The organism is Qipengyuania citrea (assembly GCF_009828015.1).
Classification (GTDB): Bacteria; Pseudomonadota; Alphaproteobacteria; order Sphingomonadales; family Sphingomonadaceae; genus Qipengyuania; species Qipengyuania citrea.
On record NZ_WTYG01000002.1, the window covers coordinates 87,693 to 108,006 of the forward strand.

General features: G+C 65.6%; 19 protein-coding genes. 5 read left to right on the forward strand and 14 right to left on the reverse strand.

Going from position 1 to position 20,314, the window contains the following annotated elements; genetic code table 11:
• Positions 1 to 39 precede the first annotated feature (39 nt).
• Complete coding sequence (locus GRI55_RS15305; protein ID WP_370873251.1) at positions 40 to 222, forward strand: hypothetical protein; 183 nt, start codon at positions 40 to 42, stop codon at positions 220 to 222.
• Here the strand turns inward: GRI55_RS15305 and GRI55_RS05870 are convergent, their stop codons facing one another.
• From GRI55_RS05870 to GRI55_RS05905, 8 genes are all read right to left on the reverse strand, one after another.
• On the reverse strand, positions 223 to 2,340 hold the full coding sequence (locus tag GRI55_RS05870; protein WP_307019540.1) for a prolyl oligopeptidase family serine peptidase: 2,118 nt from the start codon (positions 2,338 to 2,340) through the stop codon (positions 223 to 225).
• A 68-nt stretch (positions 2,341 to 2,408) separates the two neighbouring features.
• Positions 2,409 to 3,911, reverse strand: a complete 1,503-nt coding sequence (locus GRI55_RS05875) for an ArnT family glycosyltransferase (protein ID WP_160766545.1) — start codon at positions 3,909 to 3,911, stop codon at positions 2,409 to 2,411.
• A gap of 141 nt (positions 3,912 to 4,052) precedes the next feature.
• Positions 4,053 to 4,310, reverse strand: a complete 258-nt coding sequence (locus GRI55_RS05880; RefSeq protein WP_050600268.1) for an ATP synthase F1 subunit epsilon — start codon at positions 4,308 to 4,310, stop codon at positions 4,053 to 4,055.
• 4 nt (positions 4,311 to 4,314) lie between these two features.
• Complete coding sequence (atpD, locus tag GRI55_RS05885; protein ID WP_050600269.1) at positions 4,315 to 5,772, reverse strand: F0F1 ATP synthase subunit beta; 1,458 nt, start codon at positions 5,770 to 5,772, stop codon at positions 4,315 to 4,317.
• 32 nt (positions 5,773 to 5,804) lie between these two features.
• Positions 5,805 to 6,140 carry a hypothetical protein gene (locus GRI55_RS05890; RefSeq protein WP_050600270.1) on the reverse strand — a complete coding sequence of 112 codons (336 nt, stop codon included), beginning with the start codon at positions 6,138 to 6,140 and terminating at the stop codon, positions 5,805 to 5,807.
• 9 nt (positions 6,141 to 6,149) lie between these two features.
• Positions 6,150 to 7,025 (reverse strand): F0F1 ATP synthase subunit gamma, encoded by an 876-nt coding sequence (locus GRI55_RS05895; RefSeq protein WP_063510811.1) that lies wholly within the window; start codon positions 7,023 to 7,025, stop codon positions 6,150 to 6,152.
• A gap of 29 nt (positions 7,026 to 7,054) precedes the next feature.
• Positions 7,055 to 8,584, reverse strand: a complete 1,530-nt coding sequence (atpA, locus tag GRI55_RS05900) for a F0F1 ATP synthase subunit alpha (protein ID WP_050600272.1) — start codon at positions 8,582 to 8,584, stop codon at positions 7,055 to 7,057.
• A gap of 12 nt (positions 8,585 to 8,596) precedes the next feature.
• Complete coding sequence (locus GRI55_RS05905; protein ID WP_160766546.1) at positions 8,597 to 9,151, reverse strand: F0F1 ATP synthase subunit delta; 555 nt, start codon at positions 9,149 to 9,151, stop codon at positions 8,597 to 8,599.
• A gap of 211 nt (positions 9,152 to 9,362) precedes the next feature.
• On the opposite strand from GRI55_RS05905, the gene GRI55_RS05910 reads away from it, so the two are divergent.
• Positions 9,363 to 10,187: a TauD/TfdA dioxygenase family protein gene (locus tag GRI55_RS05910; protein ID WP_160767027.1), complete on the forward strand. Its 825-nt coding sequence runs from the start codon at positions 9,363 to 9,365 to the stop codon at positions 10,185 to 10,187.
• Here GRI55_RS05910 and GRI55_RS05915 read toward each other — a convergent pair.
• The gene (locus GRI55_RS05915; RefSeq protein ID WP_160766547.1) at positions 10,184 to 11,737 is read right to left on the reverse strand and encodes a S1 family peptidase; all 1,554 of its coding nucleotides are present in this window, start codon (positions 11,735 to 11,737) and stop codon (positions 10,184 to 10,186) included. The two genes, GRI55_RS05910 and GRI55_RS05915, sit on opposite strands and share 4 nt — an antisense overlap.
• Positions 11,738 to 11,841: 104 nt before the next feature.
• Here GRI55_RS05915 and GRI55_RS05920 point away from each other — a divergent pair, with 104 nt between their 5' ends.
• Positions 11,842 to 12,861, forward strand: coding sequence for a bifunctional transcriptional activator/DNA repair enzyme AdaA (locus GRI55_RS05920; RefSeq protein WP_237452436.1), 1,020 nt, complete (start codon positions 11,842 to 11,844; stop codon positions 12,859 to 12,861).
• Between the two features lie 73 nt (positions 12,862 to 12,934).
• Positions 12,935 to 13,693 carry a siderophore-interacting protein gene (locus GRI55_RS05925; protein WP_160766549.1) on the forward strand — a complete coding sequence of 253 codons (759 nt, stop codon included), beginning with the start codon at positions 12,935 to 12,937 and terminating at the stop codon, positions 13,691 to 13,693.
• Between the two features lie 55 nt (positions 13,694 to 13,748).
• On the opposite strand, the gene GRI55_RS05930 is transcribed toward GRI55_RS05925, so the two are convergent.
• From GRI55_RS05930 to GRI55_RS05940, 3 genes are all read right to left on the reverse strand, one after another.
• Entirely contained in the window at positions 13,749 to 14,657 is a 909-nt protein-coding gene (locus GRI55_RS05930) for an OmpA family protein (RefSeq protein ID WP_063535132.1), read from the reverse strand.
• A 238-nt stretch (positions 14,658 to 14,895) separates the two neighbouring features.
• Complete coding sequence (locus GRI55_RS05935) at positions 14,896 to 16,458, reverse strand: cryptochrome/photolyase family protein (RefSeq protein WP_202392390.1); 1,563 nt, start codon at positions 16,456 to 16,458, stop codon at positions 14,896 to 14,898.
• Positions 16,459 to 16,492: 34 nt separating this feature from the next.
• Positions 16,493 to 17,089: an FMN-dependent NADH-azoreductase gene (locus tag GRI55_RS05940; RefSeq protein WP_050600280.1), complete on the reverse strand. Its 597-nt coding sequence runs from the start codon at positions 17,087 to 17,089 to the stop codon at positions 16,493 to 16,495.
• Positions 17,090 to 17,229: 140 nt separating this feature from the next.
• On the opposite strand from GRI55_RS05940, the gene GRI55_RS05945 reads away from it, so the two are divergent.
• On the forward strand, positions 17,230 to 17,556 hold the full coding sequence (locus GRI55_RS05945) for a winged helix-turn-helix transcriptional regulator (RefSeq protein WP_230833467.1): 327 nt from the start codon (positions 17,230 to 17,232) through the stop codon (positions 17,554 to 17,556).
• On the opposite strand, the gene GRI55_RS05950 is transcribed toward GRI55_RS05945, so the two are convergent.
• Both GRI55_RS05950 and GRI55_RS05955 read right to left on the reverse strand, forming a co-directional pair.
• Positions 17,553 to 18,068 (reverse strand): CinA family protein, encoded by a 516-nt coding sequence (locus tag GRI55_RS05950; protein WP_063506687.1) that lies wholly within the window; start codon positions 18,066 to 18,068, stop codon positions 17,553 to 17,555. The two genes, GRI55_RS05945 and GRI55_RS05950, sit on opposite strands and share 4 nt — an antisense overlap.
• A gap of 56 nt (positions 18,069 to 18,124) precedes the next feature.
• Positions 18,125 to 20,290 (reverse strand): primosomal protein N', encoded by a 2,166-nt coding sequence (locus GRI55_RS05955; RefSeq protein ID WP_160766550.1) that lies wholly within the window; start codon positions 20,288 to 20,290, stop codon positions 18,125 to 18,127.
• Positions 20,291 to 20,314: the final 24 nt, after the last annotated feature.

The following is a 20,314-nucleotide window of genomic DNA, read 5'->3' on the forward strand; positions in this document are numbered from 1 at the left end:
CAGCAGCATCATCTCGTGCCCAAGGCGAAAAAGGGGCGCATGACCGTGCCGGTGCACCCGATCTGCCACCGCGCGATCCACGCCAATTTCACCAATGCGCAGCTGGCGCGGATCGGCACCGACCGCGACGCGCTGCTTACCGACGAGGCCCTCGCGCGGTTCGTGGAATGGGTGGCCGACAAGCCGCCCGATTTCCACGCCCCGACGCGCAGGCCGCGCTGATCAGTCCGCCAGTCGCTGCAGCAGATAGACCATCTGCAGCGCCTGGATCTTGGCGCGCTGTTCGTTGTCGACGCCGCCCGAATGGCCGCCGGTCATGTCCTCGAAGTAGTAATACTCCTGCCCCAGTTCCTTGACCCGCGCGGCGCCCTTGCGCGCATGCGCCGGGTGCGTGCGGTCGTCGGCGGTCGAGGCCCAGAAGAAGGGCGCGGGGTAGTCCTTGCCCTCGAGCAGCTTCTGATAGGGTGAATAGGGCTCGATCCAGGCGCGCTGCTCGTCGATGCGCGGATCGCCATATTCGCCCGTCCACGACGCGCCGCGCCCGATCACGTGATACCGCAGCATGTCGAACAGCGGGATTTGCACGATCGCCGCGTTGAACAGGTCGGGACGCTGGGTGAAGGCGGTGCCCACCAGCAATCCGCCCTGCGAACCGCCCTGGATGCCGAGATGGTCGGGACTGGTGATCCCGCGCGCGACCGCGTCTTCGGCAATCGCGAGGAAATCGTCCCAGGTGCGCTGCTTGTTCTCGCGGATCGCGCTCTGGTGCCAGCCAGGGCCGAATTCGCCACCGCCGCGCATGTTGCCGAGGATGTAGGCGCCGCCGCGTTCGAGCCAGATCTTGCCGATCGAACCGAGGTAGGAGGGCAGGCGCGGCACTTGGAAGCCGCCGTAACCGGTCAGCAATGTCGGATTGCTCGCGTCCATCACCATGCCCTTGGGCTTGACGAGGAAGTAGGGGATCTCGGTCCCGTCCGCGCTGGTCGCCTCGTATTGTTCGACTTCCATGCCTTCGGCGTCGAAATAGCTCGGCGAGGTCTTGATCACTTCGGGCGCGCCGCTGCCGTCCGAATAATATAGCCGCGACGGGGTGAGGAAGTCGGTGACCGAATACATGATTTCGTCCGACCCTTCCGATGCGGCAGCCACATCGAGGGTCGAATTGTCGGGCAGCTCGATCTCGCTCGAGACCCATTCGCCATTGACGTGGTCGAACTTGAGCACCCGGCCGCGAACGTTGTCGAGCAGGCTGACGTAAAGGCTCTCGGCGGTGTTCGCCGCGCCCTGCTTGGTCTGCTTGTCCTGCGGGGCCCAGACCAGTGTCTTGGGCGCGCCATTAGGATCGGTCTTGAACTGTTCGAGATCGACCGACACCAGCGCATCGGCCGGGAAGGTCTGGCCGCCGACTTCCCAGTCGACATCGGTCGAGAACAGGAGCTGGCCATCGATCAGGCCGTAGGGCGAGGCCTTGAGCGGCAGCTCCAGCCGGAGCCATTCGCCGTCATGCTGCCAGAAATATTCGGTTTCGTGGAAGCTGACCGCGCGGAAGGCATAGGTGCCGTGAACCTCGCCCGTGTGATCGCGCAGCAACGCCGCGCCCGACCAGACATCGGCTTCCTCGCCGCGCCAGATCTCTTCCGCCTGTTCGATCGGCGTGCCGCGTTTCCAGATGCGCGCTGTGCGCGGATACTGGCTCTCGGTCAGCGTGCCTTCGCCGAAATCGCGGCCCACCAGCAGCGTATCGGCATCGATCCACTCGATCCCGCCCTGGCTCTTCTCGTCGAGCACGAAGCCGCCCTCGACGAAGCTTTTGGTGGCCATGTCGAATTCGCGCAGCACGGTGGCATCCTCGCCCCCGTCGCTCAGCGCGATCATGCACAGGCGATCTTCGGGCGGCAGGCAGGTCGAGCCCTTGTACACCCATTCGCGCCCTTCGGCCTCGGCCAGCGCATCGACGTCAAGCACGGTTTCCCATTGCGGGTTGTCGGAGCGGTAGCTTTCCAGCGTGGTCCGGCGCACCAGCCCGCGCGGATTCTGCTTGTCCTGCCAGAAATTGTACAGGCCGTCCGGGCGGATCGTGACATAGGGGATGCGATCTTCGCTATCGTAAATCGCCAGCGCCTCGGCCTTGACCGCGTCGTAGCGCGGGTCGCCCGCGAGCAGCTCCATCGTCCGCTCGTTCTCGGCGCGGACCCAGTCGAGTGCCTTGTCGCTACGGGCTTCTTCGAGCCAGATGTAACTGTCCTGCTCGGGGCCGGGAATGCCGTCCTGCGCGGCGACGGGGGTGGTGCTTGCAATGGTCATGGCAGTGGCAATGGCCAGCGCGGATGCGAGTTTCAAGGGCAGCTCTCCAGATTTGCTGGAGCAGGTTCTGCCCCGGCGTCAGGCCGGCGACAAGCCCTTCCCGGTCACCGGCTGGTGGAAAGAAGATCACGCCGAAGCCATACTGCGAGTCCGCGGTCATGGATGCGTTCTTCGGCGATCACGATGTACCCTTGCGGCAGCGTGGTCTCAACGTAGTCGAGCGTTTCCAGGTTCTGCTGGGTGAATGGCCGGTCGGCGGTCACGACCACCGGCGGACCGGTATCGAGAATACGGCGGACCTCGTCGATCTGGCGCACCTCGAGAGAATTGCGCTCGAGCGCGTTGTTGAGATGGTCGGGGTAGATCAGCCGGGTGGGAAGGCAACTGCCGGTAGCGCTATAGAGCGCTGTAGGACCGTCGAAGACCCACAGACAGGCTTCCTGTTCATCGACATGCGGCTGGATCGCGGCGACCAGTCCATCCATCGCTTCGCGGTGGTTCTGGGAGGCTTCGTAGCGTTCGGGCAGATAGAGCAACCCGATGCAGGCCACGGTCGCCGCGGCCAGTGGGGCCAGCCCCGCCGGTCCTTGGCGGTGAAGGAAGGGCAGGGCGACCAGCAGCACCCCGGGGACCAGCGCGGCGAAGTAATAGGCATAGACGGTCGACGGCAGAAATACGGTTGCGACCGAAGCACCGAGCATGGCGCAAAAGAACCGATAGCTCCGCCGATCGGCGGGAGGAGACATGCGCAGGCTTGCGTAGAACCCGGCGAGAGCAAGCACGACGAGCGGCATCAGGAAGAGCGTATGCCGTTCTGCAAACCGCCCCATGGGGGCAGGTTCGCGCAGGAAGAAACTGACGAAATTGGCGAACCAGAATTGGTCCCATCCGCCGACGGCGAAATAGAACAGCCCGACGAGAAGCGTGGGCGCCAGACCCAGTGCAGCGAACGCGATGCCGACCGCCGACAGCTGCGCCAGCGATCGCCCCGAGCGGTACTGCCCCCACAGCGCCCAAAGCCCGAAGAAAACGCATTGTGGCACGACGGTGTACTTCACCTGCAGCGCCAGACCGCCGATCACCATTGCAAGGAGCGCACGCTGCAAGGCCTGAGGGTGGCCCGTATCGCGGACCAGCAATGCCATCCCTAGCATGGCCGGGACATGGTAGATCTCGCTTTGTGCCGAATGCGAGCCATAGATCGTCATCAGCACGATATAGAGAACCGCGGCCGCGCTTGCGGTGACGCTGTCCGTCAAATGGATGGCCAGATTGCGCAGCAGCACGGCGCCCAGCACTATGAAGCCCGTCGCGAGCAACTGGTACGACCACGGGGCGGGCAGCCCGGTGGCATCGGCAAGGCCGAACAATGCGAAGAGACCGAAGGGCTTGCGGTCCCACAGGTCCACGAAGGGCAACTGGCCCTGCCACATCTGGCTGCCGATCAGCGCATAGAGTTGTTCGTCGATGTCGGCATTGTGATCGCCAAGGAATGGAAACCGCACGGCCAGCGCGAACAGTGCGAGAAACAGGACCAGCCACAGACCACGCGCTGCATGGCGCCGCGTCGGCGGCGCTTGTGCCATATCGAAGCTGATTGCCGTCATCGGACCGAATGTCTTCCCGCATGCATGCGGAAACGGTCCTCGCAGCTTGTGGTTAATTATCGGTTGCCACAGCGCAGGCTGCTGCAAACGAAAAGGGCGACCCGTGGGCCGCCCTTTGTAAGGTGCTGTATGGTTAAAGGGTCAGCCTTCGACGTGTTCGGCGAGGACCGTCAGCCCGTTTTCGCCGACCTCGGCAAAGCCGCCGCGGACTTCGATCGTTTCGGGTTCGGCGCCTTCGGTCTTGTAGACCTGCACCGCGCCGTCGCGGATCGTCGACATCAGCGGCGCATGGCCTTCGAGCACACCGAATTCGCCTTCCGAGCCTGGGACGACCACCATGTGGACATCCTCGGAACGGACCAGCTTCGCCGGTGTGACGAGTTCGAAGCGGAGAGCCATGTGCTTACGATTCCTCGGCCAGCTTCTTGGCCTTTTCGACCGCCTGGTCGATGCCGCCGACCATGTAGAAGGCCGCTTCGGGCAGGTGATCGTATTCGCCGTCGACCACCGCCTTGAACGAGGCGACCGTGTCTTCGAGCTGGACGAACTGGCCGGGAATGTTGGTGAACACCTCGGCGACGTGGAACGGCTGCGACAGGAACTTCTGGATCTTGCGCGCACGGGCCACGGTCAGCTTATCTTCTTCCGACAGCTCGTCCATGCCCAGGATGGCGATGATGTCCTGGAGGCTCTTGTACTTCTGCAGCGTTTCCTGGACGCGGCGGGCGGTGTTGTAATGCTCCTCGCCGACAACGCGCGGTTCGAGCACGCGGCTGGTCGAGTCGAGCGGGTCGACGGCCGGGTAGATACCCAGTTCCGAGATCGCACGGTTGAGCGTGGTGGTCGCGTCGAGGTGGGCGAACGAGGTGGCCGGGGCCGGGTCGGTAAGGTCGTCGGCGGGAACGTAGATGGCCTGGACCGAGGTGATCGAACCCTTGTTGGTCGAGGTGATGCGTTCCTGCAGGTTACCCATGTCGGTCGACAGCGTCGGCTGGTAACCCACGGCCGAAGGAATGCGGCCGAGCAATGCGGACACTTCCGAACCCGCCTGCGTGAAGCGGAAGATGTTGTCGACGAAGAACAGCACGTCCTGGCCTTCGACGTCGCGGAAGTATTCCGCCATGGTCAGGCCCGACAGAGCAACGCGGGCACGTGCGCCCGGAGGTTCGTTCATCTGGCCGAACACCAGCGCAACCTTCGAACCTTCCGAGATGGCGTTGCCGTCGGCGTCCTTGGCGATAACGCCGGCGTCGAGGAATTCGTGGTAGAGGTCGTTACCCTCGCGGGTCCGTTCACCGACACCGGCGAAGACGGACACGCCGCCATGGCCCTTGGCGATGTTGTTGATCAGTTCCTGGATCAGCACGGTCTTGCCGACGCCGGCACCGCCGAACAGGCCGATCTTGCCGCCGCGTGCATAGGGCGCGAGCAGGTCGATGACCTTGATCCCGGTGACGAGGATGGCCGCGTCGGTCGACTGGTCGACGAACAGCGGGGCCTCGGCGTGGATCGGCATCGTCTGGTCGGCGCCGACCGGGCCGCGTTCGTCGATCGGCTCGCCGATGACGTTCATGATGCGGCCAAGCGTCTTCGGACCGACCGGGACCGAGATCTGCGCGCCGGTGTTGACGACTTCCTGGCCGCGGACGAGGCCGTCGGTGCCGTCCATGGCGATCGTGCGAACGGTGTTTTCACCGAGGTGCTGCGCCACTTCGAGGACCAGCGTGTTGTCGCCGTTCTTCGTTTCGAGCGCGGTCAGGATGGCGGGCAGTTCGCCTTCGAACTGCACGTCGACGACGGCGCCGATAACCTGGCTGATGGTGCCGTTGGGCGATTTGTTGAGTACGGGTGCGGTGGCCATGATCTATGTCCTGACTTGGGGTTTATCGCGTCTTAACCGACGCAGACATTTTCCGGATCGGCGAAGGTCCATTCGCCTTCGCCAGCAGTGAGTGTCGCCTTGTTGCGCAGATATTCGTCGTCGCCGAGGCCGAACTCGCACACGACGTCGGGCGAACCCATGCCGGCGCGCTTGCACATCGCGGTGTTGATCGGTTCCTCGTCCGGGCAGGCTTCGGCGTATTTTTCCGTCAGCAACGCCTGGTCGGGCGCGGGCAGGGTTTCGATCGGTTCGGGCGTCACGACCTGTTCGGGCGCAGTCTGGGCGGCGGGTTCTTCGCCGCAGGCTGCGAGCAGGGCGAGGGGCAGGAGGAGGGCAAGCTTGTTCACGTAGGGTCCTTAGAGAGCTTCCGCACCGGCGATGATTTCGATCAGCTCGGTGGTAATGGCGGCCTGGCGGCTGCGGTTGTACTGGATGGTCAGCTTGTTGATCAGATCGCCGGCGTTGCGCGTGGCATTGTCCATGGCGGTCATCGAGGCTCCCTGTTCGGACGCCTCGCGTTCGAGCAGCGAACCGAACAGCTGCGTCTTGACGTAGCGCGGCAGCAGTTCCTCGAGGATTTCCTCCTCACCGGGTTCGTAATCGACCACCGCGTCGCCGCCGGTCCCGGCATCGCTTTCGGGCGAGGGGACGGGGATCAGCTGGTCGACGGTCGGGTCCTGCGCCAGTGCCGAGCGGAAGACCGGGTAGATCAGGTGGGCAATGTCGAATTCGCCCTGCTCGAAGCGGCCGATCAGATCGTCGGCAATCGCTTCGGCTTCCTCGAACCCGGGGGTGCGGACCTCGGAGGTGTCGAAATGCTTTTCGATACGTTCGGCGAAATCGCGCTTGATGGGCGCGCGGCCCTTCTTGCCGACGAGATAGAAGCGCACTTCCTTGCCTTCGGCGATCAGCGCCCGGGCCTTGGCCTTGGCGGCCTTGACGATGTTGGCGTTGAGACCGCCGCACAGGCCCTTGTCGGTGTTGACCACCACCAGCAGGTGACGCTGGTCGGCGCCATTGCCGGCCAGCAGCTGAGGCGCGCTGTCGCCGCTGACCTTGCCGGCCAGCGATGCCATCACACCCGAAAGCCGTTCGGCATAGGGGCGTGCGGCTTCGGCCGCAGCCTGCGCACGGCGCAGCTTGGCCGCTGCCACCATCTGCTTGGCCTTGGTGATCTTCTGGGTCGACTTGACCGAGTTGATACGGCCCTTGAGTTCCTTGAGGCTAGCCATTTCGGCTCCCTATCTTCGTGTCTCTGGGCTCAGGCGAACTGCTTGGCGAAGGTCTTGAGCGCGTCGACGACCTTGTTCTTGGTGTCGTCTTCGAACTTGCCGGTGGTGCGGATCTCTTCCAGCACGCCAGCGTGTTCCGTGCGCATGTAGCTGAGCATCTGTTCTTCGTACTCGGTCACACGGTCGACGGGGACGCTGTCGATATAGCCATTGGTGCCGGCGAAGATCGAGACGGTCTGCTCTTCGAACGGCATCGGCGAGAACTGCGGCTGCTTGAGCAGCTCCGTCAGGCGTGCACCGCGGTTGAGCAGACGCTGCGTCGCAGCATCGAGGTCCGAACCGAACTGCGCGAAGGCCGCCATTTCACGGTACTGCGCGAGGTCGAGCTTCATCGAACCCGAAACCTTCTTCATGGCCTTGGTCTGCGCGGCGCCGCCGACGCGGCTGACCGACAGGCCGACGTTGATGGCCGGGCGGACGCCCTGGTAGAAGAGGTCGGTTTCGAGGAAGATCTGGCCGTCGGTGATCGAGATTACGTTGGTCGGGATGTAGGCCGAAACGTCGCCCGCCTGCGTTTCGATGATCGGCAGCGCGGTCAGCGAACCGCCGCCCTCGGCCTTGCTCATCTTCGCCGCGCGCTCGAGCAGGCGGCTGTGCAGGTAGAACACGTCACCCGGGTAGGCTTCGCGGCCCGGAGGACGACGCAGCAGCAGCGACATCTGGCGATAGGCCACGGCCTGCTTGGAAAGGTCGTCGTAGCAGATCACGGCGTGCATGCCGTTATCGCGGAAATATTCGCCCATCGCGCAGCCGGTGTAGGGCGCGAGATACTGCAGCGGGGCAGGCTCCGAAGCGGTTGCAGCGATGACGATCGAATATTCCATCGCGCCGTTTTCTTCGAGCTGCTTGACGATCTGCGCCACGGTCGAACGCTTCTGGCCGACCGCGACATAGACGCAGTAGAGCTTCTTGTTCTCGTCGTCGCCGGCGTTCGCTTCCTTCTGGTTGATGAAGGTGTCGATCGCGACGGCGGACTTGCCGGTCTGACGGTCGCCGATGATCAGCTCGCGCTGACCGCGGCCGACGGGGACGAGTGCGTCGACGGCCTTGAGGCCCGACTGGACGGGTTCGGAAACCGATTCACGCGGGATGATGCCCGGTGCCTTCACTTCGACGCGGCGGCGTTCGGTCGATTCGATCGGGCCCTTGCCGTCGATCGGGTTGCCGAGCGCATCGACCACGCGGCCGAGCAGGCCCTTGCCGACGGGGACGTCGACGATGGTGTTGGTCCGCTTGACGCTGTCGCCTTCGCCGATTTCCTGGTCCGAGCCGAAGATCACCGCACCGACATTGTCGGCTTCGAGGTTCAGCGCCATGCCCTGAACGCCATTGGCGAATTCGATCATCTCGCCGGCCTGCACGTTGTCGAGGCCGTGGATGCGGGCGATACCGTCACCCACCGACAGCACGGTGCCGACTTCGCTGACTTCGGCTTCGGTCCCGAAATTGGCGATCTGGTCCTTGATGACCTTGGAGATTTCTGCGGCGCGGATATCCATGATGTGTGTCCTTTAAGCCTTCATGGCTTGCGAAAGCGAATTGAGACGGGTGCGGATCGAGGCGTCGATGCGCTTCGAGCCGATGGTGACGACGAGGCCGCCGAGCAGATCGGGCTCGACCTTCGTGGAAAGTTTGACCGTACGCCCCTCGCGGGCGGTCAGCCTGGCCTTGAGATCGGCCAGCTGGGTATCGGTAAGTGCATGGGCGCTGGTGACTTCGGCCGTCACTTCGCCGCGCTGCGCGGCAGCGATCGAGCGGAAGGCGCGGATCACCTTGGGCAGTTCGGCAAGGCGGCGGTTCTGCGCCAGCACGCCGAGGAAATTCTGCGTCAGCTCGGTCACGCCGAGGATCGCGGAAACACCCCACAGGGCCTTCCGCGCATCGCTGCGGCCAACCTTGGGATTGGTGGTGACGGCGGCGAGCTCGCTCGATTCGGCGAGAGCGGTCTCGAGCTGGCCGAGATCCGATTCGACCGCAGTCACGGTTCCGTTTTCGCTGGCGAGATCGAACAGGGCCGAAGCGTAACGCCCTGCCAGGCTAGCCTGAATACCGGCGGAATTATCCACGCGCTTAAGATCCTCTCGGGTCCGGAAGAAAAGTCTGTGTGACCAAGCCGGTCATGGGCCGACGGGAGTCGCCCCGGAAGGTCGGCGCGCGCCTAGCAAAGCCCCCCGGCGATGGCAAGCCGCCTGCGGGTGGGGAATCTGGACTCCGGGCGGCGTTGGCGTAGAGTGGGTGGCATAAAACAACCGTTCACTGGGGAGAGAAACGTTGGAAATGGTGCCCTTGGCGCCCCGCTGCGGGGTGGAGATCAAAGATGTGAAGCTGGCCGAGGCGCAGGGGCCGGTGCTCGATGCGATCCGTCAGGCGATCTACGAACACGGCGTCGCCCTGTTTCGCGGGCAGGACGATTTCACCCCCGAAGCGCATATCGCCTTTGCCCGGCGCTGGGGCGGGATCGACATCAACAATTATTTTCCGCTCACCGCCGACCATCCCGAAATCGCGGTGGTTCGCAAGCGCGCCGACCAGGTCACCAATATCGGCGGCGGCTGGCACACCGACCATTCCTACGACCAGGTGCCCGCGATGGGATCGATCCTCGTGGCGCGCACCCTGCCGCCGAGCGGCGGTGATACGCTGTGGGCGCATATGGGCGCCGCCTATGATGCGTTGCCGGACACGCTCAAGCAGGAGATCGAGGGGCTCGAAGCCTATCACACCGCCGACCATATCTATGAGGAAGGCGGGCTCTACGCGCAGACCGACATGGGCCGTGACCTGCGCGGCCAGTCGATCACCACCGGGGCCACGCATCCGGTGGTGATCCGCCACCCGCAGACCGGGCGCAAGCTGCTCTACGTCAACAGCGCCTTCACCATCAATATCGTCGGGCGAAGCCGTGAAGACAGCCTGCCGCTGCTCCAGCGGCTCTATGATGCGGCGACGGCGGCGGACAACACCTGCCGGGTGGCATGGGAACCGGGCTCGGTGGCGATCTGGGACAATCGCACGACCTGGCACCTGGCGATGAACGACTATCAGGGCCATGCCCGCGAAATGCATCGCATCACGCTGACCGGCGAACCGCTCGCGGCCTAGTTCCTGGCGTTACACTCGTACACCAGCCGCTCGTTGGCCTGCTGCGGCAACTGGCCAAGCACTTCGCCCTGCAACTCGCCCAGCCGCGCGGCGGCATTGTCGCTGCCGCATTCGGGCGCGGTGTATTTGCCGCGTGCTTCGCGGGCTTCGGTCATCGCGCTGCGCGGCAGCAGATAGCGTTCGGAGCGGAAGATGCGGCGGTCGGGGTCGAAGCTGTTAACCGATACCGCGTCTTCCGAATTGGGCACGAACACCCGGCTCCAGCTGCCGCCGGCAAAACCGTATTGCGTGCGGGTGTTCACGCATCCGTCGGGCGTCCAGTCGAATTCGATATCCTCGACCTTGGCGCTGGTGATCCGGCTGCGTTCGGGGATCAGCCGGCACAGGAGCGCATAATCTTCGCCGCCAGCGGCGGGGCCGGGTTCGGCGGCGCCTTGCCCGTCCTGCATCGCGGCGGCGACGCGCCGGTCGATCTCGTCGAGCCCGGGACGGGTCAGATAGGCCGCCAGCGCAGCAAGCACGACCACGGCGGTCGCGCCCGCCGCGATCCGCAGACGGGTCTCGTCGCGCGGCTCTGCACGCCACAGCGTCATCGCCCACTGGCCCAGCCCGAAGGCCACCAGCAGCAGGACGAACGACAGGAAGACGCGGTCCTCTCGCTCGACGATCACGCCCTGTTCGGCTTCGAGCAGCGCGCGCTCGCGCCGGGTGCGGCGCTCTTCGGCGCGTTCGGCCAGATCGGCGCGCGCAGCCATCTGTTCGCGCTCGAGCCGCTCGCGTTCGGCCTCGTCGAGATCGGCCATCGACCGGCAGGTACTAGTGTTGATCCGCGGCTCGACATCGTTGGCGCGCAGGAAGGGCACCAGCTCGCGGTTCGATACGGCGAAGAAGAACTCGGCGTCGCCGCCGTCATTGTCCGCCCCGAAGCTGTTCACACCGACCACCCGGCCGCACGGATCGAGCAGCGGGCCGCCCGAATTTCCGCGCGCGATGGGGGCGGTGTGCAGGATGGTGTCGAATTGGCGGCTGGGCCGCGCACCCGATATGAACCCGCGGCTCTTGACCGGGGGCTGGCTGCGGAAGATGTCGCTGATATCGAGCCCCTGCGCACGATCGACATTCATCGGATAGCCGACGCTGGTAACTTCGCCGCTGTCGGGCGGCATCCCGCCGGCCAGCGCCAGCGGGGGCAGGCGCAGGTCCCCGGTAATGCGGATGAGTGCCAGATCGTTGCGCGCCAGCACCGCGATGATCCGGCCATAGACCGCTTCGCCGCCGCCGGTCGGGACGATGCCGATCTGCATTCCCTCGTCACGCAGTGCATCGCGCACCACATGCGCATTGGTGACCACCGTATCGCCAGTGACCGCGAAGCCGGTGCCATGGCTGATCGGGAACAGTTCGCCGTCGCGCTCGCCCACGATCACCACCCGCACCACGCCGCGCGCGGCCGCGTCGATATCCGCGGGTTCGGCGTGGGCGGGCACGGACGCCAGCAGCGGCGCGAGCAGCGCAAGCAGCGCGGCGATACGGGTGAAAAAGCGGGCCATTGCGGCGCCTTGTGACGATCATTCGCTTTGACCGCAAGGCGCGGGATGCCAGCGCAATTCGGTGCGGGCACAAGCGTTGCCCTTGCGCTATGATGGGCACTGCGATGATCGACGACGATACAGCCTGGGCCGCCGTGGAGCGGCGCGACCGCACCTTCGACGGACGCTTCGTCACCGGCGTGCTGACCACCGGCATCTATTGCCGTCCGTCCTGTGCCGCGCGGCACCCGCGCCGCAGCAATGTGCGTTTCTTCGCCGATGGTACAGCGGCGCGCGCGGCGGGATTGCGCGCCTGCAAAAGGTGCCTGCCCGATGATGTCGGCCGCGACGAGGCGGCAGTGCTCGCGGCGATCGACGAGATCCGCCAGGCCGAAGATGCGCCCTCGCTCGCCGCGCTGGCGCAGCTGACCGGCTATTCGCCCGCACATTTCCAGCGGGTGTTCAAACGCGCGATCGGCCTTTCGCCTGCCGCCTATGCCCGCGCCTTGCGCGAGGAACGCGCGCGTGATGCGCTGTCGGTTGGCGACAGCGTGACCGGCGCGATCTACGAGGCGGGCTATGGCTCGGCCTCGCGCTTTTACGAGAATACGAAAGGACGGTTGGGCATGGCGGCAAGCGCATGGGCGAATGGCGGGGCGGGAGTGACGATCCGCTGGGCGGTGGTCGACACCACGATGGGGCGGATGCTGGTGGCGGCGACCGACAAGGGTGTGTGCCGCCTGTCCTTTGCCGAAGACGACAGCGAATTGCGCCGCCGCTTCCCCAGGGCCGATCTGGTCGAAGGCGGCGCGGCGTTCGGCGAATTGCTCGCCGACGTCGTCGCCAGCGTCGAGGCACCGGGCGATTTCGCGCATATCCCGCTCGACGTGAAGGGCACCGCTTTTCAGGAAGCGTGCTGGGAAGCCTTGCGCGCGATCCCGCCGGGCGAAACGCGCACCTATGCCGAAATCGCCGCGGCCGCGGGCAATGCCAAGGCGGTGCGCGCCGCGGGCAGCGCCAATGCGCGCAACAATGTCGCGGTGCTGATCCCCTGCCACCGCGTGGTGCGCAAGGGCGGCGATCTTGGCGGCTATGCCTATGGCCAGGACATCAAGCGCGAATTGCTCGAACGGGAGCGGAAATGATCCGCAGGATCGACGCATTCACCGCGCTACCAGCCGTCCTTGTATTGCGATCCATTCGCATTAACTAGTGGCCATGAGCACCAGACCTCCTCCGCGGACGCTTACCGTCCTCTCGCGCCAGTCCCTTTCGCCCTCGATGATCCGGGTCTCGCTCGGCGGTCCGGGCCTGGCGGGGTTTCCGCCCGATTTCGCAGGCGGCTATGTCAAGCTCATGCTGGCCCCCGCCACCGCGGGCAGCAAGCCGGTGGTCCGGACCTACACCATCCGCCATCAGGCCGAGGATGCGATCGCGATCGATTTCGCCCTGCACGGCGGCGAGGCTGCGGGCCCGGCGACCCGCTGGGCGCTGTCGGCCACGCCCGGCGACACGATCAAGGTGGGCGGTCCGGGCCTGCCCAAACCGCTGCCGCAGGGGCGCGATTTCTATCTCGTGGCGGGCGACATGACCGCGCTGCCGGCGATTGGGGCCAATCTCGAAGCATTGCCGGCCGATGCGCGCGGGTTCGCTGCGATCGAGATCCAGGACGAACGCGACCGGCAGGACATCGCTGCGCCCGAGGGTGTCGAGATCGCCTGGCTGGTCAATCCCGAGCCGGGGCAGCGGCCCGCGCTGCTGGTCGATGCGCTGCGCAGTGCCGCGCGGCCCGAAGGCTCGCTCGCGGCATGGGCAGCGTGCGAATTTTCCGCGATGAAGCGGCTGCGCGAATATCTGCGCGGCGAACTCGCGCTCGCGCCCGCCGATCTCTACCTTTCCAGCTATTGGAAACACGGCATGATCGAGGACGAACACAAGCTCGCCAAACAGCAGGACGCCGCCGCGCAGCCTAGCTGAATCAAACCGGGGCGGACCCAAGGCCCGCCCCGCATGATCCGAATTCGCAGCCCGATCAGAGGCCCGAGTTCATTCCGTCGACGCTCTTGCTGACGAGGATGTTGACCGCCACGCGGCGGTTCTGCGCCTTGCCCTGTTCGGTGGTGTTGTCCGCCGCCGGATCGGCCTCGGCCATCCCGGTGGGGGTCAGCATCCGGTACGGTGCCCAGTCGCATTCCTGCTGGAGGAAGTTGACCACGCGCGATGCGCGCTTTTCGCTCAGCTCCTGGTTGTATTCATAGTCGCCGGTCGAATCGGTGTAGCCGACCACCAGCAGCAGCGCGTTGTCGGTGTTCTTTGCCTGCGCCGCGGCCTGGCACAGCTCGTAGCGCGCCTGCTGCGACAGATTGTACTTGGCCGTGTCGAAATAGACGTTGGTCGTGCCCTTGATATTGTACTGGTCGATATTGGCGACGCGGCCACGCAACGCCTCGGTCGCGGCTTCATTGGCGGTGAAGCGCTGGTCGGTCCCGGTGTGGATCATCCGCGCGGTTTCGAGATGCTTGCTCTTGAGCGCGACCTTGGTGGCGATCAGCCCGCGATTGGCCCATTCGACCGTCTCGACTTCGACCGGCAGCCCATTGAGCAGGTCGGCGGCCGAAAGCTGGTCCTTGTCGAGACCCAGGAAACCACCGCTGCTGCGGATTTCGGTTGCGGGGCTGAGCGCGATTACGGTGCGCGTGCCATCGGCGCTGGTCACCTGCACCTTGTCGCCGTCGCGCGCCGAGATGACGCCCTCGAATTCGGGGCCTTCGGGCATGCCCGACAGGTCGCTGGGCGTCGTGCCGACAACGGTCATCGGTTCGCCGCCGCTATTCGCGCCGCCCTGGGGCTCAAGCTCCTGCGCCTGCGCACCGGCAGTGACGGGCAGGACGAGCGCGGCGAGCGCTGCGACTGTCTTCGAACTCTTGGACAAGGCAATCATATTCATACTCCTTCAATTCGAACCGACACGGGCCGTCGAGCGGGTGTGGAATGCCGCTTTCTCCCCAATTGCGCCTGTGCGGTCAATCAGCCCCCTTCATTCGGAAACGGCTTGGTCGAGCGGCGCGGGGCCGCAGGCGGGGGCTGGTGTTGCCCGCAGCCTGTCTCGCAAATGAACCGGGATGCGCAAACCTTTTGCCAAGCCGGTGGGCGGGGCAGGAAGTGCGATGAACCGACGCCTACCCGTTCCGCGCCCAGCCGGCGCGCGCCGGTTCGAGCCGGTCGAGGAAGGCCTCGGCGCTGTCGAGATAGTCGCGCTGGCGCTCCTCGCCCATGCGGTCCCAGGTGGCATAGATGCGCCCGATCCGGTGGTTCTGCTCCAGCCGCTCGCGGTGCCGGTCCATGAAATGCCAGTACAGCGGATTGAACGGGCAGGCGCCTTCGCCCGTCTTCTTGCTGGGCGAATAGGTGCAGCCCGCGCAGTAATTGCTCATCTTGTTGATATAATTGCCGCTCGCCGCATAGGGCTTGGACGCCAGCTTCCCGCCATCGGCATAAAGGATCATTGCCGCCACATTGGGCAATTCGACCCATTCATAGGCATCGGCATAGACCACGAGATACCAGTCCTGCACCTCGCGCGGGTTCACTCCAGCGAGCAATGCGAAATTGCCGAGTACCATCAGCCGCTGGATATGGTGCGCATGCGCATTGTCGCGGGTCGAGCGGATGCAGTCGGCGAGGCAGGCCATCTCGGTCTCGCCGGTCCAGTAGAACTCGGGCAGGCCGCGCTGCGCGTTGAGCGCATTGGCTTCCTGCAGATGCGGCATCTGGTGCCAGTAGAAGCCGCGCACATATTCGCGCCAGCCGATGATCTGGCGGACGAAGCCTTCCACGCTGTTGAGTGGCGCGCGCCCCGCGCGATAGGCTTCCTCCGCGCGGCGGCACAGCTCGAGCGGGTCGAGCAGGCCGAGATTGATGCTGGTCGAAAGCATCGAATGGAACAGATCGTCCTCGCCCGCGACCATGGCGTCCTGATAGGGGCCGAAGCACTCGATGCGCTCGGCGAAGAAAGCATCGGCGGCCTCTTCGGCCTCGTCGCGCGTCACCGGCCAGCCGAATGTGTCGAGCGAGCCGAAATGGTCGCCGAACCGCGCCTCGACCAGCTCGATGACCTCCTGTGTCACGGTGTCGGGTTCGAACTTGGGGCGTTCCGGGGCGGCGAGCCCCTCCTTGGGCGGCTTGCGGTTCTCGCTATCGTAATTCCACGCGCCGCCTTCGGGCTTGCCGTCCTCGGCCATGAGCAGCCCGGTCTTGCGCCGCATCTCGCGGTAGAAGAACTCCATCCGCAATTCCTTGCGGTCTTGCGCCCAGTCGTCGAACTCGGCCTGGGTGCAGATGAAGCGGTCGTCGCGCAGGATTTCTATTTCGCATGCGAACTTGTCCGCCCATTGCTCCATGTCCTGCCGCACGCGCCATTCGCCCGCCTCGACCACGCTGACCAGCCGCGGGCCGTGCCGTTCGATCGCGCGTGCGACCTCGCCGGTGAAGCTCCCTGCATTGTCCGGATTGCCAAGTTCGGTGTAGTCGACGCTCCAGCCCGCATCGCGCAATTCCTCGGCGAAATGGCGCATGGCGGAAAAGATCAGCGCGATCTTCTGCTTGTGGTGGCGGACATAGGTCGCCTCGTCCCACACCTCCATCATCAGGATGACGGTATCGTCCTTGGTGCGCCCGCGCAGGCTGGCAAGGTCGCGGGTCAGCTGGTCGCCGAGGATGGGCACGAGGACGGGGCCGGGCATGGTTATTCCAATGCCCGGCTCCCGCGATGGTGCCTTACAGCTTGGCGATTTCCTGCTTCGCCGCATTCATGCCCTGTTCGATGGCCTCGGGACCGAAGCCAGCCTTCTCGACGCGGACGAAATGCAGATCGTCCACCCCGATGAAGCCGAAAAAGGTGGTCAGCAGGCTTTCCTGGTTCTCGGCCAGCTGGTCGGTCGAATATTCGCCGCCGCGCGCCGAGGCGACCACGACCTTGCGTCCGCCGGCGAGCCCTTCGGGGCCGTTTGCGCCATATTTGAACGTCACGCCGGGCACGCCGAGCCGGTCGAGCCATGCCTTGAGCTGGCTGGGGATGGTGAAATTGTACATCGGCGCGCCGACGATCACCACGTCGCTGGCGAGGAATTCGTCGAGCACCGCGCGCTGTTCGGGATAGGCTGCGGCAACCGCTTCCTCATGCGTTTCGGGCGGGGTGCGGATCGCGCTGGTGGTGATCGGGTCGATATGCGGCAACGGTTCGGCCACGAGATCGCGCGTGACCACCTTGGCCTCGGGATGCTTGGCAGTGAAATGGGCGAGCAGTTCGTCGGTCAGCTTGCGGCTGATGGACTGGTCGCCGGTGGTCGAGCTGTCGATACGAAGGATTTGCATTGGGGGAACTCCATAGTTACTGTTGATAACCTGGAGGCCATATGGAAACTGTACCCCACCCCGCGCAAGAAGGCACTTCGTTGTCCGATAGGGACACGGGTGTTCCCCTTGAGGTTCATAATGCGCCGCAATGCACCGCGGTGAACGACATCCTCGCGCGTGTCGGCGACAAATGGTCGGTTCGCGTCGTGATGGGGCTGGCCGACGGGTCGCGGCGGTTCAACGAATTGCGGCGCGATATTCCGGGTATTTCGCAGCGCATGCTGACGCGCACGCTGCGCGGGCTGGAGCGCGACGGGCTGGTCAGTCGCACGGTCACCCCCAGCGTGCCGCCGCGCGTCGACTATGCGCTCACCGCGCTGGGGCGCTCGCTGTGCGATCCGGTGGCGCAGCTGGGCAATTGGGCGATTGCCAATATCGGCAAGGTCGAGGCCGCGCGTGCGGTCTATGACGGCGGTCAGGACTAGGCCGAAAGATCGAGCTTTTCGCGCAGCATGTCGAGCGCGGCGCGCAGCGCGGCGATCCGCACGCCGTCGCGGCCGATCGGCCCGAAGTGTTCTTCGCGGTGAGTCAGCGCGCCGGTGGTATCGGCGAGCGCAAAATGGACGAGGCCTTCCTCGTCATCTTCGCCCCCGGGGCCAGCGAAACCGGTGATCGAAACCGCCAGCTGCGCGTCCGATCGTTCAAGCGCGCCTGCGGCCATCGCTTCGGCGACCGCGCGGCTGACTGCGCCGCAATTCTCGACCATGTCACTTGCGAGACCCAGCAGATCGCATTTGGCCCCATCCGAATAGGACACCACGCCGCGGTCGAACACGTGGCTGTAACCCGGGACGTCGGTGAACAGCGCAGCGAGCAAGCCGCCGGTGCAGCTTTCGGCGGTGGCCAGCTGCCAGCCGCGGTCCTTGGCGGCGGCAAGGATTCGCTCGGCCAGCCGGCAGACGTCGTCGGGAAGGGCAGCTTCGAGTTCTTCAGCCATACGGCGGGCAAACGTCCCGCCGAAACCCCGGGTTCCCGAACTTGCGTGGCCCAAGCCTAGACGAAGCTGTAGGGGTCGATATCGACTGCCACGCGCACGCCGGGCGGGTGGTCGATCGCGGCCAGCCAGCGGCGGATGACCTGCTGCAATTGCACGCTGCGCCGCGCGTTGATGAGGAAGCGGTAGCGATAGCGGCCGCGCAGCAGCGCCATCGGGGCGGGCGCGGGGCCGAGGATCATGCATTCGGCGACATCGGGACGGAAGGCGCCGATGCGGTTGGCTGCCTCGCGCGCCTCGGCATCGTCCTCGCTGGAAATGATGATCGAGGCCCAGCGGCCGAAGGGCGGGGCGCCCGCCTCGCGGCGCATCTCGGTTTCGGCGGAATAGAAGGCATCGCGGTCGCCCGCGGCCAGCGCGGCAATCACCGGCGCGTCGGGGTGGCGGGTCTGCAGCAGCACTTCGCCCGGTTTCGAACCGCGCCCGGCGCGCCCTGCGACCTGCGCGACCTGCTGGTAGGTCCGCTCGCCCGCGCGCAGATCGCCGCCCTCGAGCCCGAGATCGGCATCTACCACGCCGACCAGCGTCAGCTCGGGGAAATGGAACCCCTTGGTTACCAATTGCGTGCCGACGATCACGTCCACCTCGCGCGCCTCGACCGCGGCGATGAATTCGGCGGCTCTGCCGGGCGAATTGAGCGTGTCCGAAGTGGCGACGAAGACACGCGCCTGCGGCAGGCGCTCGGCCACTTCGTCGGCGATCCGTTCGACCCCGGGGCCGCAGGCGACGAGACAGTCGGGCTCGCCGCATTCGGTGCAGGACTTGGGCGCAGGGGCCTCGTGCCCGCAATGGTGGCAGGCAAGCCGGTTGGTGAAACGGTGTTCGACCAGCCACGCGCTGCAATTGGGGCATTGGTAGCGAAAACCGCAATTGCGGCACAGCGTCAGCGGGGCATAGCCGCGCCGGTTGAGGAACAGCAGCGATTGTTCGCCGCGTTCGAGCCGTGCCTCGATCCCGTCGACCAGCCGCTGAGCCAGCCACATGCCCTGCGGCGGCTTTTCCTCGGTCAGGTCGATCGCCTCGATCGTGGGCATCTGCGCCCCGCCGTAGCGGCTCGGCAGGTCGATCTTCGCATAGATCCCGCTTTCGGCCATCTGCAGGCTTTCGAGTGCGGGGGTGGCGCTGGCGAGCACCACGGGCACCTGCTCGAAATGCCCGCGCATCACCGCGACGTCGCGCGCATTGTAGCGCACGCCCTCTTCCTGCTTGAAGCTGGTCTCGTGCGCTTCGTCGACCACGATCAGGCCAAGCTGGCGAAACGGAAGAAAGAGCGCCGAGCGCGCACCGACCACCACCTGCGCGCTGCCTTCGGATACGGCGCGGTAGGCGCGTCGGCGCTCGGTCGATTTGAGCGAGGAGTGCCACAGCACCGGCGGCGCGCCGAACCGCTCCTCGAAGCGGTGAAGGAAGTTCTCGGTCAGCGCGATTTCGGGCAGCAGGACCAGCACCTGCCGCCCCATCCGCAGCGCCTGCGCAACGGGTTCGAAATAGGTCTCGGTCTTGCCCGACCCGGTCACCCCGTCGAGCAGGAAGGGGGCAAACTCCGCCTTGCGCACCGCGTTGGAAAAGATGTCCGCCGCCTCGCGCTGCTGCGCGCTCAGCGCGATCTCGACGAAATCGGGCCGCGCGGGCGGATAGGGGCGGTCGCAATCGACCTCTACCGGCTCGAGTGCGCCGTGGTTGACCAGCCCGCGCAGCACGCCTTCGGAAACCCCGGCGATCCCCGCCAGTTCGCGGATCGTCGCCTGCTCGCCTTCCAGCGCGCCCAATGCCGCCTCGCGCTGCGGCGTCATGCGCTCGGGCAGGCCTCCGGTCAGGCGGTATTCGGTCATTGTCGCGGGACCCTTGAGCGCGCCGCCCGATGACAGCGCCATCCGCGCCACGCTGGCGAGCGAGGCGACGTAATAGTCCGCGGTCCATTCAATCAACCGTCTGAGCGCGGCAGAGAGTGGCGGCACGGGCAGCACGCCGCGCAGCGGGCGCAGTTTTTCGGCCGGAACCTCGGTTCCGGCAAGCCGTTCAGCTTCCCAGACAATTCCGATCACTGTGCGCGGACCCAGCGGGCATTCGACCACGGAACCCGGTCCGACATCCATACCCTCGGGCACCTTGTAGTCGAGCGGGCCGAGAGCGGCATTGAGGACGAGGCAGCGCACGCGGTTCATGGCCCGGCCATATGGGCGGCCACA